This window comes from Streptomyces sp. NPDC001941 (genome assembly GCF_040296945.1).
GTDB lineage: Bacteria > Actinomycetota > Actinomycetes > Streptomycetales > Streptomycetaceae > Streptomyces.
Window position 1 is genome coordinate 68,757 of sequence record NZ_JBEOYE010000023.1, and the last position, 14,012, is coordinate 82,768.

A 14,012-nucleotide genomic window follows, 5' to 3' on the forward strand; every position below is an offset into this window, starting at 1 on the left:
TCCGTCCAGACCCCTCCGAAAGGGACACCGGTGACCGAGAAGGCCGACCTCCAGTCCGTCCTCGACCGCGCCGCAGAGGGAGGGCGGATCACTCCGGAGGAGGCGCTCGACCTCTACCGCCACGCCCCGCTGCACGCCCTCGGCCAGGCCGCCGACGCCGTGCGCAAGCGGCGCTACGCGGGTACGGAGCACATCGCGACGTACATCATCGAGCGCAACATCAACTACACGAACTCCTGCGTGACGGCCTGCAAGTTCTGCGCCTTCTACGCCGCGCCCAAGAGCCCCGACGTGTGGACCCGCGACCTCGACGACATCCTGCGCCGCTGCGCGGAGACCGTGGAGCTGGGCGGCACCCAGATCATGTTCCAGGGCGGCCACCACCCGGACTACGGCGTGGAGTACTACGAGGAGCACTTCTCCGCGATCAAGAAGGCGTTCCCGCAGCTCGTCATCCACTCCCTCGGCGCCTCCGAGGTCGAGCACATGGCGCGGATCTCCGGGGTGAGCACCAAGGAGGCGATCAGCCGCATCCACGCCGCCGGCCTCGACTCCTTCGCGGGCGCGGGCGCGGAGCTGCTGCCCGAGCGCCCGCGCAAGGCGATCGCGCCGCTCAAGGAGTCCGGCGAGCGCTGGCTGGAGATCATGGAGGAGGCGCACGGCCTGGGCGTCGAGTCCACCTCCACCATGCTGATGGGCACCGGCGAGACCAACGCCGAGCGGATCGAGCACCTGCGCATGATCCGCGACGTGCAGGACCGCACGGGCGGCTTCCGCGCCTTCATCCCGTACACCTACCAGCCGCAGAACAACGCGCTGAAGGGCCGCACCCAGGCCACCCTCTTCGAGTACCTGCGCATGATCGCCATCGCGCGGATCTTCCTCGACAACGTCGCCCACATCCAGGGCTCCTGGCTCACCACGGGCAAGGAGATCGGCCAGCTCACGCTGCACTACGGCGCGGACGACCTGGGCTCGATCATGCTGGAGGAGAACGTCGTCTCCTCGGCCGGCGCCAAGCACCGCTCCAACCTGCGCGAGATGATCGACATGATCCGCACCGCGGGCCGCGTCCCCGCCCAGCGCACCACCACCTACGAGCACATCGTGGTGCACGAGGACCCGGCGGACGACCCGGTCGACGAGCGCGTGGCCTCGCACATCTCCTCCACCGCGATCGAGGGCGGCACCGCGCACCCCGAGCTGAAGCTGCTCGCCTCCAACTGAGAACCGGGACCCGTGTGCTGACGATCCACGCCGCCGCCCTGCTGCTGCCCGGCGGCGGCGCGGCGCCCGTGCCGGACGGCGCCGTCGCCGTGCGCGGCCGCGAGGTGGCCGCCCTCGGCCCGTACGGGGAGGTGGCCGCCGCGCACCCCGGCGCGCGCACCCGGCGCTGGCCCGGACTCATCGCGCCCGGGCTGCTCAACCCGTACGGCCCCGAACTCCTGGAGGGGGCCTACCACCCCGATCCGCGCGAGGCCGACGCGCTCGGCACCGAGCCGCTGACCGGCGGGGCGCTGGCCGCCCTGCCCATGGACCCGGCCCGCCGGGGCGCCGGGGCGCGCCGCGGGGTGCAGCGGCTCCTCGCGCACGGCTGCGTCGCGGTGGCGGGCGCGTGGACGCACGAGCCGGTGCGCGACGCGGTCCTGCGCGCCGGTCTCGCCGTCCGGCCCCGGACCGGCACCCCGCCGGGCGTCCCCTCCCTGGACCCGCTGGCGGCCCTGCCGCCCGGGCGGGCGTACGCCGCGCCGCTCACCGTGGGCGGCGGCGCGGACCTCGCGGTCTTCGACGCCCCCGACGAGGAGGCGCTGGCCGCCCTCGGCGCCTCCGTCTGCCTGGCCACGGTCCTCGCGGGCCGCCTGGTGTACCGGCGCCGCTGAGCCGCGCCGCTCCTGAGACAATGCGGACGCAACGCCGTCCGCCCCACGACACAAGCGAGGCCGAACCCCAGTGACCCGCGCATCCCTGGACAAGCAGCCGCACGAAGTCGCCTCGATGTTCGACGACGTGGCGGCGAACTACGACCTGACCAACGACGTGCTGTCCCTCTTCCAGGACCGCCGCTGGCGCCGGGAGGTCGCCCGTGCGGTGGACGCGCGGCCCGGCCAGAAGGTCCTGGACCTGGCCGCCGGGACCGGCACCTCCTCGCTGCCGTTCGCCGCCACCGGCGCGTACACCGTGCCCTGCGACTTCTCCCTGGGGATGCTGCGCGAGGGCAAGAAGAAGCACGGCTGGCTGCCGCTGACCGCGGGCGACGCCACCCGGCTGCCGTTCCGCGACGACGTGTTCGACGCGGTCACCATCTCCTTCGGGCTGCGCAACGTGCAGGACACCGACCAGGCGCTGCGCGAGCTGTACCGGGTCACCAAGCCCGGCGGCAAGGTCGTCATCTGCGAGTTCTCGCACGCCACCTGGGGCCCGTTCCGCACGGTGTACGAGGAGTACCTGATGCGGGCGCTGCCGCCGGTGGCGCGCGCGGTGTCCTCCAACCCCGACGCGTACGTCTACCTCGCCGAGTCCATCCAGAGCTGGCCCGACCAGCCGGCGCTGGCGGGCCTGCTGCAGAAGGCGGGCTGGTCGAAGGTGGCCTGGCGCAACCTGACGGGCGGCATCGTCGCCCTGCACCGGGGCACCAAGCAGGCCTGAGCCGCGGCACCGAGCAGGCCTGAGCCGCGCCCCGTACGCCCGCTCAGGCGGGCAGCACCGGCTCCGCGTCGCCGTCCGACCGCAGCTCCGGAGGCGGCAACGGGGCGCCCTGCTCGGGCAGTTCGCGGCGCAGCCCGCCCGAAGGCGGTGCCGGGCGGCGGGGTTCGCGCACCCCCGCGCCGCCCTCGTCGTCCCCGCCGCCCTCGTCCCTCTCGTCCTCGTCGAGCCAGACGGACACCGGGGAGCCCCCGGGCACCCCGGCCCCCGGCGGCGGGTACTGGCGGCGCACGAAGGAGAAGGCCTGCTCCACGTGGTCGGGGTGGCGCGGCACCTCGACCCTCAGCCCCGCCTCGGCGGCGACGGCGAACGCGTCCACGAGCATCAGGCCGTGCAGGACCGGGACCGGGACCCCGGGTTCGGGCTTCTCCATGAGCCACCCCCATCCCTGGCAGGGTAGGGAACTACAGCTCCAGCCGGAAGCAGTGCGTGTCCCGCTCGCGCCCCGGCGCGCGGTAGCTCTCCGCACGCCGCATCCCGAGCCGGCGCGTGACGGCGACCGAGCGCTCGTTGCCCTCGTCCACCATGGCGATCACGTCGCGCACCCCCGCGGCCCGCAGCCGCTCCAGGGTCTCCCGGGCCGCCGCGGTCGCGTACCCGCGGCCCCACGCGTGCCGGGCCAGCCGCCAGCCGATCTCGATCTCGCCGGTCGGGCCCCACGCGGGACCCCAGGGCTGGGCGCCGGTGAAGCCGACGACCCGGTCGTCCTCGTCCAGCAGCGTCCACAGGCAGAAGCCGCGCTCGGCGTCGTGCTTGCGCTGGCGGGCGGTGGCCTCGTGGTAGAAGGACAGTTCGGACGGACGCCCTCCCAGGAACTCCATCACCTCGGGGTCGTCGAAGACCCGGTGCCACTCGTACGCGTCCTCGTCGAGCGGGACGCGCAGACGGATCACGGGGGGCTGAGCGGTCATCGGTGGCCCTTCGGCTCGGTGATCAGTACGCCCCCATAGACTGCACATGTCCAGTGCCGTCCGGTAAGCAATTCCGGTACGCGATTTCGAGTCTTCTGGAGACCACGCCGTGACCGAGCCCCTCTCCGAGCACACCGCGGACGTCATCGTCGTCGGCGCAGGCCCGGCCGGTTCCACGACCGCGTACTACCTCGCCAAGGCGGGACTCGACGTCCTGCTCCTGGAGAAGACCGCCTTCCCGCGCGAGAAGGTCTGCGGCGACGGCCTGACCCCGCGCGCCACCAAGCAGCTGGTGTCGATGGGCATCGACATCTCCGAGGAGGCGGGCTGGCTGCGCAACAAGGGCCTGCGCATCATCGGCGGCGGCGTGCGCCTCCAGCTGGACTGGCCCGATCTCGCCTCCTACCCGGACTACGGCCTGGTGCGCAAGCGCGACGACTTCGACGAGCAGCTGGCCCGGCAGGCGCAGAAGGCCGGCGCGCGGCTGTACGAGCGGTGCAACGTGGGCGCGCCCGTCCTCGACGAGCGCACCGGCCGGATCACCGGGGTGCACGCCAAGCTCGGCGAGGACAAGCGCGAAGTCACCTTCCACGCCCCGCTGGTGGTCGCCGCCGACGGCAACTCCACCCGGCTCTCCCTCGCGATGGGCCTGCACCGCCGCGAGGACCGCCCGATGGGCGTCGCGGTGCGCACGTACTTCACCTCGCCCCGCCACGACGACGACTACCTGGAGTCCTGGCTGGAGCTGTGGGACCGGCGCGGCCCCCAGGACCGGCTGCTGCCCGGCTACGGCTGGATCTTCGGCATGGGCGACGGCACCTCCAACGTGGGCCTGGGCATCCTGAACTCCTCCTCCGCCTTCAAGGAGCTGGACTGGCGCGAGGTCCTCAAGGCCTGGTGCGCCTCGATGCCGGAGGACTGGGGCTACACCCCGGAGAACATGACGACGCCGATCCGCGGCGCCGCGCTGCCCATGGCCTTCAACCGCCAGCCGCACTACACCAAGGGGCTGCTGCTGGTCGGTGACGCGGGCGGCCTGGTCAACCCGTTCAACGGCGAGGGCATCGCGTACGCCATGGAGTCGGGCCAGATCGCCGCGGACGTCATCGTCCAGGCGCACGCCCGCGCCACCCCGGCCCAGCGCGAACTGGCCCTGCACAACTACCCGAAGATCCTCAAGGACACCTACGGCGGCTACTACACGCTGGGCCGCGCGTTCGTGAAGCTGATCGGCAACCCGAAGGTCATGAAGATCGCGACGCAGCGCGGCCTGACCCACCCGGTGCTGATGAAGTTCACGCTGAAGATGCTGGCCAACCTCACCGACCCGACGGGCGGCGACGCGATGGACCGCATCATCAACGGCCTCTCCAAGGTGGCGCCCAAGGCCTGACCGGGGCACCTGCCCTCCGGGGTTGGCCGAAATGCCCCTGGTGCGGTCCCCGGGCCCCTGGCGCGCGCCCCTCCCGTCCCCCTAGCCTCGTGCGGGTCTCCCGCGCGACCGGGAGGGGCATCACCGACACGGGGGAGCGTCTGTAGTGCGCGCACGCAAGGGCCGGGACGAGGCCGAGGCCCCCGGGAGCACGCTCCACCGGGCCCCGCGGCCCGGGCACGGGGCGGCGGACCGCGGCCCGATGACCCCGGCGCGCGCCGGGTCGCTCCAGGGCAGCGCGGGCAACGACGTGGTCGGCCGGATGGTCGCCGCGGCCCCGAAGGTGCCGTTCGCCGCGCGCACCAAGCGCACCCAGGACGAGGTGGTCGAGCGGGGCGACAGCCCGCCGACCAACCAGCAGAAGACCGAGGAGGGCAAGGCCACCCGCTCCACCCGCAGCGGCAAGGCCGGTGCCACGCCCTCGGTGAAGGGCAAGGAGAAGGCGGTCGAGGAGGAGATCGGCAACCCGACCCTCGCCTTCAACTCGGGGTACGAGGGCGACCGCACCCAGTCCCTGAACGGCGCGGCCTCGATCGGCTTCGCGCAGACGGCCACCCTGACCCGGGCGCCCGGGATGAGCACGGCGACCGCGGACGCGTACGACTTCTGGCAGGAAGTGACCGACGAGAACTACCAGATCACGCCGGATTCGACGAACTACCGGCCCAAGAAGTCCAAGCGGAACTGGGTCGTCGACGGCCCGTTCCGCCCGCCGTACAACGACGAGGGCGGCAACATCGCCAACACGGCGGACCACATCACCTTCAACGACCACCCGGGCTTCTCCGGGGGCATGCGGATGACCGCCGGGTACTTCCTGACCTCCTACGAGGTCAGGTTCCGCTGGAAGGTGCGCAAGAAGCAGGGCGGCCGCTTCACGAAGGGCGAGCCGTTCTGGGAGAGCGACGAGATGGTCCACCGCGTGACGGTGGAGTTCGACAGCGAAGACCCCGAGAAGGCGGCAGTGGTGAACGCGACCCCGGCGGGCAACCGCACCTGGAACGTCCAGCTGCCGGACTGAGCCCCTTGCCGATCGGGCGACGACTGCGGTGCGGCGCCCGGCGGGCGCCCCGCGAGCCGCGACGATGGGCGACGACCTCGCAAGCGAAAGGGCCTCCACGATGCCGACCGACGTGACGACGCAGTCCCCCTCCGCGAGCCCGTCCAGGGCCCCGGACATGGCGGAGCTGCAGGAGCTGGAACACGGCGAGGGGCACGACTACGCCGCCGGCTCCCCGCACATCCGGCACCACCAGCTGCGCGACCGGCTCGTGGGTGCGCTGCACGCCATGGTCGGCGAGGTCACCGACCGCCGGGGCCGCTGCCGCGTGGTCGAGATCGGCGCGGGCCACGGCACGTTCACCGACCACCTGCTCGCGGCGGGCGCCGAGGTCGAGGTGACGGAGATGAGCGGGCCGAGCGCGGACGCGCTGCGGCGGCGCTTCCGCCACAACCCCAAGGTCTCGGTCGTCCACGACCCGGACGGCTCCGCGCCGCTGCACGGCGACGCGGTGGACGCGGTGGTGTGCCTGTCGGTGCTGCACCACATCCCCGACTACCTCGCCACCGTGGACCTGCTCACCGCGCGGGTCGCCCCGGGCGGCGCGTTCCTGAGCTTCCAGGACCCGCTCTGGTACCCGCGCCGCTCCGCGGTGTCGATGGCCGCCGACCGCGGCGCCTACTTCCTGTGGCGGCTGGGCCAGGGCGAGCTGGGCCGCGGCCTGGCGACCCGGGCGCGGCGGGCGCGCGGGGTGCTGGACGAGACCAACTCGGCGGACATGGCCGAGTACCACGTGGTGCGCCAGGGCGTCGACGAGCAGGCGCTCTGCGACCGGCTCGCGGGCTCCTTCGGCCGGGTGGAGCTGATGCGCTACTGGTCCACCCAGTCGGGCGTGCTCCAGCGCCTGGGCGAACGCCTGGCCCCGCCGAGCACCTTCGGCCTGCTGGCCCACGACCGGACGCCGCGTACCTAGCGGCGCGCTTTGGTGTCCCGCTCCCACGCGTCCACCGCGAGCAGCGAACCCAGTCCGCTGGTGAGGACGTTGCCGCACGGCAGGTAGCGGGACACCGCCAGATCGCCGGTCCGGAGTACGACCGCGTCGCCGTCCGCGCCGTGCACCGCCCGCACGGCCCCGACGGTCACGTCGGTGATCCCGATCGAGACGACGTCGGCCACTGCCTGCCGTACGCGTTGCCCCTCGAAGACCTCTTCGACGTGGACGCGGACCGGCAGGTGCCGACGGTGGGCCCGTACGAGGTGGGCCCGGGTGCGCGCGTGGCTGCGGGGGAGCCCGGTGATCCGGTCGTGCTCCCGGGCGAGGTCGCTGTAGTAGCGGGTGACGAGGGTGACGCCGTCGTGCGCGAGCAGGTCCCACCACAGTGGGCTGACGTCGAGGAGGGCCGTACGGACCGCGATGCGCAGGCCGTGCCCGAGCGCGTGCTCCACGAGGACCGGGCAGTCCCGGTGGGCCAACGGGTCGCCGCCGCCCAGCTCGATCAGCGGGATGCCCAGCGCGGCGGCCTCGCTGATGACCCGTTTCCAGTCGGGGAGCCGCAGGCCCTCGGGCCCGGAGTCGGAGAGGCAGTGCGCACACGAGACCTCGCACTGAGGGGTGAGCTGGAGTCCGAGGGAGTCGAGGCCGCTGTGGTTGGGGCGGAGCGGTGGCGGCTGGGTCATGGGGTGCGCTCCTCGCGGGAGAGGGCGATGACCTCCCTCTACCGGGGGAGAAGTCACGCAGTACCGGTAGAGGGAGTCATGCGACTCCCCAACCCACCGCTGGGCAAGGGGAGTTGAAGACGAATGGGGAACGAGCTCCACTCGTGTTCCCTTGGAAGGTAACGCGTGCGCTTCTTCGGCGTCACTAGTTTGACGCCTCACGAGTGAGGTGGCATATGACAACTCGTGCGCAGCAGAACGGCCCCCGTCGCCGGGGGCCGTTGCTTACAGAGCTAGTTGCTTTGTGTCCCATACCTGTCGAACTGGCCCGAGTTCGCCCCGTCGAGGAACGCCTGCAGCTTGGCCCTGCTGGTCCGGATGACGACCTCAGGCTGCTCGCTCTCGCGGAGCAGCACTATGTCCCCGTCGAGAGCCAGCTCCAGGCAGTTGCTCCCGGACGCGTCTGTGCTGAACTGCGACTTCTCCCAGTGAAGTTCCACTATCCCGCCTCAGATTTCCTGTGCCTTGTTATGGATGAAGTCGCGTGACTCGTCGGGGTCAAGCGACTTTGACTCGGTGCGGTCCAGTAGTGCCCGGTAGTTCTCCAGCCGGGTCTCGGCATCCACGAAACCAGGTCCCTGGGCGGTGTCGATCTGGACGGTGTCGAGTTGCGGGACGACGCCGCTGGCGTACAGGGTCGAAGAGCCGGCGTTGGGGAACCCCGAGGGGAACGGGATCACTCGGACCGTCACGTTCTCGCGCTCGGATTGCGCGAGAAGTCGCTTGAGCTGTGCCTTCGCCACCTTCGGTCCACCGAACTGCATGCGCAGTGCCGCCTCGTGCACCAGGAACGTGCACAGGGGTGGACCGGGGCGGTCGAGCACGTCGCGCCGCTTCAGGCGGTAGGAGAGCTCTCGTCGGAGACCGGGTGGGGTGAGGGGCGGGACGGCTTGCTCGAACACCGCGGATGCGTACTCCTCGGTCTGCAGCAGTCCGGGAACGTGCATGATCTGAACGGATCGCAACGCCGTTGCACGGGACTCAAGTTCGGCCAGGTCGAGCGCGGCTGCGGGCAGTTGTCCGCGGTACTCCTCCCACCATCCCGAAGACCGCTCCTCGGCCATCGCAGCGAGGGCCTCGATATAGGCGGCATCAGTGGATCCGTAGTGCGCGGACCACAAGCGCGCGCGTTCGCCGCTAACCCCGCTCCGGCCGGATTCCACGTTGACGATGTTGGTCCGATCCGTACCGATCAACTGCCCGGCCGCTGCCGGGCTCAGGCCGGCGTGCTCACGGAGTTTGCGCAGCTCAGTGCCTAGTCGGCGCTGCCGCACCGTGGGGGCCTTGCGATTGGGCATGGGCCTACCTCTCGTGTCCGCACCAGTGTGGCCCGTCGGTTTCTGGCGGTCCAGGACGTGCAACTAGTAACGCAAACAGGGCTCACTCGTGAGTTAGCTCCGCTACCTTCGGAAGCGCACCGCGCACCAAGCCCGAAGGCAGCCGCGAGGCACGCCCCGGCGTGCCCTCCCGCGGGAGCGGCCATCGCCACGGCAGCGCAGTACGGACGTACTCCAGAAGGAGAGCGCGACATGAACCGATGCGCCCCCGTACCTCCAGCACCCCCACCCCGGTCCTACCGGCTCACCACCCCCAACGCTCCCGGCAGCGCGGCCGTCGCCCGGCGCGTCGTCGGGGCGCTGCTCCACGGGGCGGCCCTCGACCCCCTGCGCGACGACGCCGTGCTCTGCACGGACGAACTCGTCGGCAACGCCTGCCGCTACACCCGCACCCCGCGCATCCGCGTCGCCGTCACCTTCGGACGGGACGGGCTGCGCGTCCACGTCCACGACGACGCCCCGCTCCGGCCGCCGGTCCTGCGGGCGGCCGGGCCCCTGGAGACCGGCGGGCGGGGGCTGGCGCTCGTCGAGGCCCTCTCCGACGAGTGGGGCTGGGCCGTCCACGGCACCCCGGGCCGTCCGCGCTCCAAGAGCGTCTGGTTCGGCTTCGACCTGCGCGGCCGGGGGATCGTGCCGTGACGGGCCACCGGCTGGGCCTCCTCTCCCCGGCCTCGGCCGTCGTCGTGCTGGGCCTCGTCTGCGTGGGGTTCGCGGTCGTCGCGGTCGTCGCCCTCCGGTACGCGGTCCCGGACCCGCACCGCGCGTTCGAGGACCCGCCGCCGCCGGGGACGGAGTTCCGGTGCTACTGCTACCGGCATCCCGTCCACGTACGCCTGGTCGAGCCGCACGCACCACGACGCCCTCGGCACGCCCGGCCGCGCGGGGCGCGGGACGGCGACGACATCCGGATACCCGCGACGAACCGGATGCCCCGCGTCACTTCGGCCCGGCCGGCCTCCTGAACGAGCGGCGGTAGTCCGTGGGGGAGACGCCCACGGTGCGGGTGAAGTGGCGGCGCATGTTCGCGGCCGTGCCCAGGCCGCTCCGCTCGCCGATCCGTTCCACGGAGAGGTCGGTGGACTCCAGCAGCGACTGGGCGCGGCCGATGCGCTGGTGCAGCAGCCACTTCAGGGGCGTGCTGCCGGTCGCCTCGTGCAGCCGGCGGTGGAAGGTGCGCGGGCTGGTGCCCGCCCGGCGCGCCAGGTCCGCGACGGTGAGCGGCTCGTGCAGGTGCTCGGCCGCCCACTGGAGCACGGGGCCGAGCCCCGACCCGTCGTCCGGCGCGACCGGGGCCTCGATGAACTGGGCCTGGCCGCCCGAGCGGTGGGCCTGCACCACCAGCCGGCGGGCCAGCTGGTTGGCGGCCGTGGCGCCCAGGTCGTGGCGGACCAGGTGCAGGCACAGGTCGAGCGCGGCGGTGGCCCCGGCACTGGTCAGGACGGAGCCCTCGTCGGTGTAGAGCACCGAGTCGTCCACCCGCACCCGGGGGTGGCGGGCGGCCAGCTCGGCGGTGTGGCTCCAGTGGGCGGTGGCCCGGCGGCCGTCGAGCAGTCCGGCGGCGGCGAGCGCGAACGCCCCGGTGCACAGCGAGACCATCCGGGCCCCGGAGTCCGCCGCCGCGCGCAGCGCCTCGACCAGGTCGTCCGGCACCTCCCGGCGGCCCTCCACGACGGCGTCCGGCACGGACGGCACGATCACGGTGTCCGCGCCCGCGAGCCCTTCGAGGCCGTGGGTGGTGCGCAGCGACACCGGGCCCTCCGGGACGTCGCCGCACAGCCGCAGCTCGTACCAGGGGTCGGCCAGGTCGGGCTGCGGGATGCCGAACACGGCGCAGGCGATGGACAGTTCGTAGAGCTCCCAGAGGGAGACGCCGTCCCGGGGGTCGGGGACGAGGGCGAGGGCGACGCTTCCGGTCGGCATGGACCCACCCTAGGCGACCGCGTGGCAGGAATTTTGCGCAGGGGGTCAGTCCTGCCACTGTCGGGGCGCTCCGGCCGGTGCGAGTGTGGATCTTGTTCAAGGAACCGTACGAACAAGGGAGTTACCGGTCATGAGCGCACAGAACGTCACCGTCCTCGGCCTGGGTCAGATGGGCGCCGCGCTCGCCGGTGCCCTGCTGGAGGGCGGCCACCGGGTCACCGTCTGGAACCGCACCCCCGCCAAGGCCGACCCGCTCGTCGCGCGCGGCGCGGTCCGCGCGGCCGACGTCGCCGAGGCGGTCGCCGGGGACGGCCCGGTGGTGGTCTGCGTCCTCGACTACGCGGCCGTCCTTGAGCGGCTCACGCCGGTCGCGGACCGGCTGCGCGGCCGGGACGTGGTCAACCTGACCAGCGGATCGCCCGAACAGGCCCGCGCCGTGGCGGCCTGGGCGGCCGAGCGCGGCATCGGCTACCTGGACGGCGCGGTGATGACCACGCCGCCGGGCGTCGGCGACCCGGCCAACATGGTGCTCTACAGCGGCGACCCCGCGGTGCTGGCCGCCCACCGCGCCGTCCTGGCCGCATTCGGCGACCCGGTCGACCTGGGCGCCGACGCCGGACTCGCCTCGCTGTACGACGCGGGGCTGCTCGGCCTGATGTGGTCGGTCTTCGGCGGCTGGCTGCACGCCACCGCGCTGACCGGCGCGGACGGGGTGGCGGCCACCGACTTCACCGCGGTCGCCGACCGCTGGCTGCGCACGGTCTCCTGGTTCATGACCGGGTACGCCGGGCAGGTCGACGCGGGCGTCTACCCCGGCCACGACGCCACCGTCGACGTCCAGGTGGCCGCGATCGGGCACCTCCTGGAGGCGGGCGAGGCCCGCGGCGTGGACGCGCGGCTGCCCGAGCTCCACCTGGAGCTGATGCGCGAGGTGGTCGCGGCCGGGCACGGCGGCGACAGCTACGCGCGGGTCATCGAGGCCTTCCGGCGCAAGGGCTGACCGGCCGGGCCCCGCGCCCGGCCCCGGAAACGGCGAAGGGCCGTCGCTCCCGAGCGGGGGAGCGGCGGCCCTTCAGCACGTACGACGGGGTGTCAGAGCACGCGCACGGCGCCCGACGGGCTGTCCCAGTCCATGGAGCGCTCGACGACGCCGGTGGAGGAGTTCTGCGCGCCGACGAACTTGCCGCCACCCACGTAGATGGCCACGTGGTACGCGGAGCCCTTGCCGCCCCAGTACAGGATGTCGCCCGGCTGCAGGTTCGACAGCGAGACCTCGCGGCCCATCGTCGACTGGTCCTGGGAGACGCGCGGCAGGTCGACGCCGGCCTGGCGGTAGGCGGCCTGGACGAGGCCCGAGCAGTCCCACGAGTTCGGGCCGGTGCCGCCGGAGACGTACGCGTCGCCGACCTGGGCGAGCGCGAAGTTCACGATCGCGCCGGCGTTGCCGGAGACGTTCGAGCTGCGCGAGGAGGACGACGAGGAGGAGGAGCCGCCCTCGTCCGACGCGGAGGCGAGCTGGGTGCGCTCCGAGGAACGGGAGGCGCGCTGCTCGGCCTTGGACTCGGCCTCGGCCTTCTTCTTGGCCGCGGCCTCGGCCTTGCGGTCCGCCTGGTCCTTGGAGGTCTTGGCGTCCTTGGCCGCCTTGACGGCCGCGGCGCGCTCCTGGACGTCCAGCTCCAGGTCCAGGGCGACCTGCTGGGTGGCCTCGGCGGAGGCGTGCACGGTGGAGGAGAGGTCCGCGTTGAGCGTGGGCATCTCGATGGTCTCGGTCACCGGCTCGGCGTTCGCCGGGGCGGCGGCACCGGCGACCGCGATGGTGCTGAGGACGCCACCGGCAACTCCGGCCCGCAGCGCGAGCTTCGAGGCGCTCCGGCGGGGCTTCCGGTGGCTGGGTATGTGAGCGGTGTGGGACATGGGTACAACCGCTATCAGGGGTCCACGGTTCCCATCAAGAAACGTGGGGTGCGCCACAGTTGTGCCCGGACGGATCAAATCCGCTTCTCGTGGACCCTTATTGACGCCCTAACGGGCAAACCGGGCATGCGTGATCAGGGCTGTGATCATGGGTTTTCCGTGAAACGCCCGAATTGCCCGGCACTTACCATCCCTTCACGCGGATGGCCAAGCCCGCTTTTCCCGCCCCCTGGTACGAGTGGCGCAGGTCACATTTCCATGTCCGGTTGGTCCCCCCGGAGTTCGTGAACGCGTGCACGTGTCCACCGCGTGGGGCCGCCGTCCCCCGCACGAGTGGACGCGGGCTCATTATCACCCCGCACGGTCCATCGCCAATTTGCTTGCAGTGCCCATCTCTTGATAGGGCGCCACCTTCTTGACCAGGGGTAACGCCACCAGATGTCACGTCTGGTGATCACTCGCGTGCTTCACGTACGAAGATCACCGCTCATCCGACTTCATGATCCTTCGTCAGGTGGTGGAGATCACAAAGTCGTTGACGTACCCCGTGTCGCAGATCACAGACCGGCAGGCATAGGATGCGGGGCAGCCGGGCTTGTGAACTGCCTCACATGTGCGCGATCTTCGCGTCGTGACGGGGTCGTGAGCGCGGCCCGCGTGTGTGCGGTCCAACGGTCAAGGACGACTGGAAGGAGCGAGGAGCGTGAATGCCTACGCGCCCGTCCTCGTGCTCGGCGCCCTCGGGGCAGGTTTTGCGATCTTCTCCGTGGTGATGGCCGCGCTTATCGGTCCAAAACGGTATAACCGGGCAAAACTTGAAGCCTACGAGTGCGGTATCGAGCCGACGCCGACTCCGGCAGGGGGCGGCCGCTTCCCCATCAAGTACTACCTGACGGCGATGCTCTTCATCGTCTTCGACATCGAGATCGTCTTCCTCTACCCCTGGGCCGTCACCTTCGACGCCCTGGGGCTTTTCGGGCTCGTGGAGATGCTGCTCTTCGTGCTCACCGTCTTCGTCGCCTACGCGTACGTGTGGCGGCGCGGCGGCCTGGAATGGGACTGAGGGGCTGAGGGGCACC

General features: G+C 72.0%; 17 protein-coding genes. 10 read left to right on the forward strand and 7 right to left on the reverse strand.

Annotated elements, in window-relative coordinates; translation table 11 throughout:
* The first annotated feature begins 30 nt into the window (after positions 1 to 30).
* The 3 genes from mqnC to ABT160_RS17955 all read left to right on the forward strand — a co-directional run bounded on the left by mqnC (position 31) and on the right by ABT160_RS17955 (position 2,646).
* Positions 31 to 1,227: a cyclic dehypoxanthinyl futalosine synthase gene (gene mqnC / locus ABT160_RS17945; protein WP_351648539.1), complete on the forward strand. Its 1,197-nt coding sequence runs from the start codon at positions 31 to 33 to the stop codon at positions 1,225 to 1,227.
* A 14-nt stretch (positions 1,228 to 1,241) separates the two neighbouring features.
* Positions 1,242 to 1,880: a hypothetical protein gene (locus ABT160_RS17950; protein ID WP_351648541.1), complete on the forward strand. Its 639-nt coding sequence runs from the start codon at positions 1,242 to 1,244 to the stop codon at positions 1,878 to 1,880.
* A 70-nt stretch (positions 1,881 to 1,950) separates the two neighbouring features.
* Positions 1,951 to 2,646 carry a demethylmenaquinone methyltransferase gene (locus ABT160_RS17955; protein WP_351648543.1) on the forward strand — a complete coding sequence of 232 codons (696 nt, stop codon included), beginning with the start codon at positions 1,951 to 1,953 and terminating at the stop codon, positions 2,644 to 2,646.
* Between the two features lie 43 nt (positions 2,647 to 2,689).
* Here ABT160_RS17955 and ABT160_RS17960 read toward each other — a convergent pair whose 3' ends face one another.
* Together ABT160_RS17960 and ABT160_RS17965 are read right to left on the reverse strand one after the other, a co-directional pair.
* Positions 2,690 to 3,076, reverse strand: coding sequence for a PASTA domain-containing protein (locus ABT160_RS17960; protein ID WP_351648545.1), 387 nt, complete (start codon positions 3,074 to 3,076; stop codon positions 2,690 to 2,692).
* 31 nt (positions 3,077 to 3,107) lie between these two features.
* Positions 3,108 to 3,614, reverse strand: a complete 507-nt coding sequence (locus ABT160_RS17965) for a GNAT family N-acetyltransferase (protein WP_351648547.1) — start codon at positions 3,612 to 3,614, stop codon at positions 3,108 to 3,110.
* A 109-nt stretch (positions 3,615 to 3,723) separates the two neighbouring features.
* Between ABT160_RS17965 and ABT160_RS17970 the strand changes: the two genes are divergently transcribed.
* The 3 genes from ABT160_RS17970 to ABT160_RS17980 all read left to right on the forward strand — a co-directional run bounded on the left by ABT160_RS17970 (position 3,724) and on the right by ABT160_RS17980 (position 7,019).
* Positions 3,724 to 5,007, forward strand: coding sequence for a geranylgeranyl reductase family protein (locus ABT160_RS17970; RefSeq protein ID WP_351648549.1), 1,284 nt, complete (start codon positions 3,724 to 3,726; stop codon positions 5,005 to 5,007).
* 145 nt (positions 5,008 to 5,152) lie between these two features.
* Positions 5,153 to 6,067, forward strand: a complete 915-nt coding sequence (locus tag ABT160_RS17975; protein WP_351648550.1) for a hypothetical protein — start codon at positions 5,153 to 5,155, stop codon at positions 6,065 to 6,067.
* Between the two features lie 100 nt (positions 6,068 to 6,167).
* Positions 6,168 to 7,019, forward strand: a complete 852-nt coding sequence (locus ABT160_RS17980) for a class I SAM-dependent methyltransferase (RefSeq protein WP_351648552.1) — start codon at positions 6,168 to 6,170, stop codon at positions 7,017 to 7,019.
* Here ABT160_RS17980 and ABT160_RS17985 read toward each other — a convergent pair.
* The 3 genes from ABT160_RS17985 to ABT160_RS17995 form a co-directional block, all read right to left on the reverse strand.
* Positions 7,016 to 7,723: a radical SAM protein gene (locus ABT160_RS17985; RefSeq protein WP_351648554.1), complete on the reverse strand. Its 708-nt coding sequence runs from the start codon at positions 7,721 to 7,723 to the stop codon at positions 7,016 to 7,018. The two genes, ABT160_RS17980 and ABT160_RS17985, sit on opposite strands and share 4 nt — an antisense overlap.
* 272 nt (positions 7,724 to 7,995) lie before the next feature.
* On the reverse strand, positions 7,996 to 8,202 hold the full coding sequence (locus tag ABT160_RS17990) for a DUF397 domain-containing protein (protein WP_351648556.1): 207 nt from the start codon (positions 8,200 to 8,202) through the stop codon (positions 7,996 to 7,998).
* A 9-nt stretch (positions 8,203 to 8,211) separates the two neighbouring features.
* Positions 8,212 to 9,060, reverse strand: a complete 849-nt coding sequence (locus ABT160_RS17995; protein WP_351648558.1) for a helix-turn-helix domain-containing protein — start codon at positions 9,058 to 9,060, stop codon at positions 8,212 to 8,214.
* 231 nt (positions 9,061 to 9,291) lie between these two features.
* Here ABT160_RS17995 and ABT160_RS18000 point away from each other — a divergent pair, with 231 nt between their 5' ends.
* Positions 9,292 to 9,738, forward strand: a complete 447-nt coding sequence (locus tag ABT160_RS18000; protein WP_351648560.1) for an ATP-binding protein — start codon at positions 9,292 to 9,294, stop codon at positions 9,736 to 9,738.
* Positions 9,735 to 10,061, forward strand: coding sequence for a hypothetical protein (locus ABT160_RS18005; protein ID WP_351648561.1), 327 nt, complete (start codon positions 9,735 to 9,737; stop codon positions 10,059 to 10,061). The genes ABT160_RS18000 and ABT160_RS18005 overlap by 4 nt, the downstream gene beginning before the upstream one ends.
* Here the strand turns inward: ABT160_RS18005 and ABT160_RS18010 are convergent.
* Positions 10,036 to 11,019 (reverse strand): helix-turn-helix domain-containing protein, encoded by a 984-nt coding sequence (locus tag ABT160_RS18010; RefSeq protein ID WP_351648563.1) that lies wholly within the window; start codon positions 11,017 to 11,019, stop codon positions 10,036 to 10,038. The genes ABT160_RS18005 and ABT160_RS18010 overlap by 26 nt on opposite strands.
* Positions 11,020 to 11,149: 130 nt before the next feature.
* Here ABT160_RS18010 and ABT160_RS18015 point away from each other — a divergent pair, with 130 nt between their 5' ends.
* The gene (locus ABT160_RS18015; RefSeq protein ID WP_351648565.1) at positions 11,150 to 12,019 is read left to right on the forward strand and encodes an NAD(P)-dependent oxidoreductase; all 870 of its coding nucleotides are present in this window, start codon (positions 11,150 to 11,152) and stop codon (positions 12,017 to 12,019) included.
* Positions 12,020 to 12,111: 92 nt separating this feature from the next.
* Here ABT160_RS18015 and ABT160_RS18020 read toward each other — a convergent pair whose 3' ends face one another.
* Complete coding sequence (locus ABT160_RS18020; protein WP_351648567.1) at positions 12,112 to 12,933, reverse strand: C40 family peptidase; 822 nt, start codon at positions 12,931 to 12,933, stop codon at positions 12,112 to 12,114.
* Positions 12,934 to 13,636: 703 nt separating this feature from the next.
* Here ABT160_RS18020 and ABT160_RS18025 point away from each other — a divergent pair.
* The gene (locus ABT160_RS18025; RefSeq protein WP_351648569.1) at positions 13,637 to 13,996 is read left to right on the forward strand and encodes an NADH-quinone oxidoreductase subunit A; all 360 of its coding nucleotides are present in this window, start codon (positions 13,637 to 13,639) and stop codon (positions 13,994 to 13,996) included.
* Positions 13,997 to 14,012: the final 16 nt, after the last annotated feature.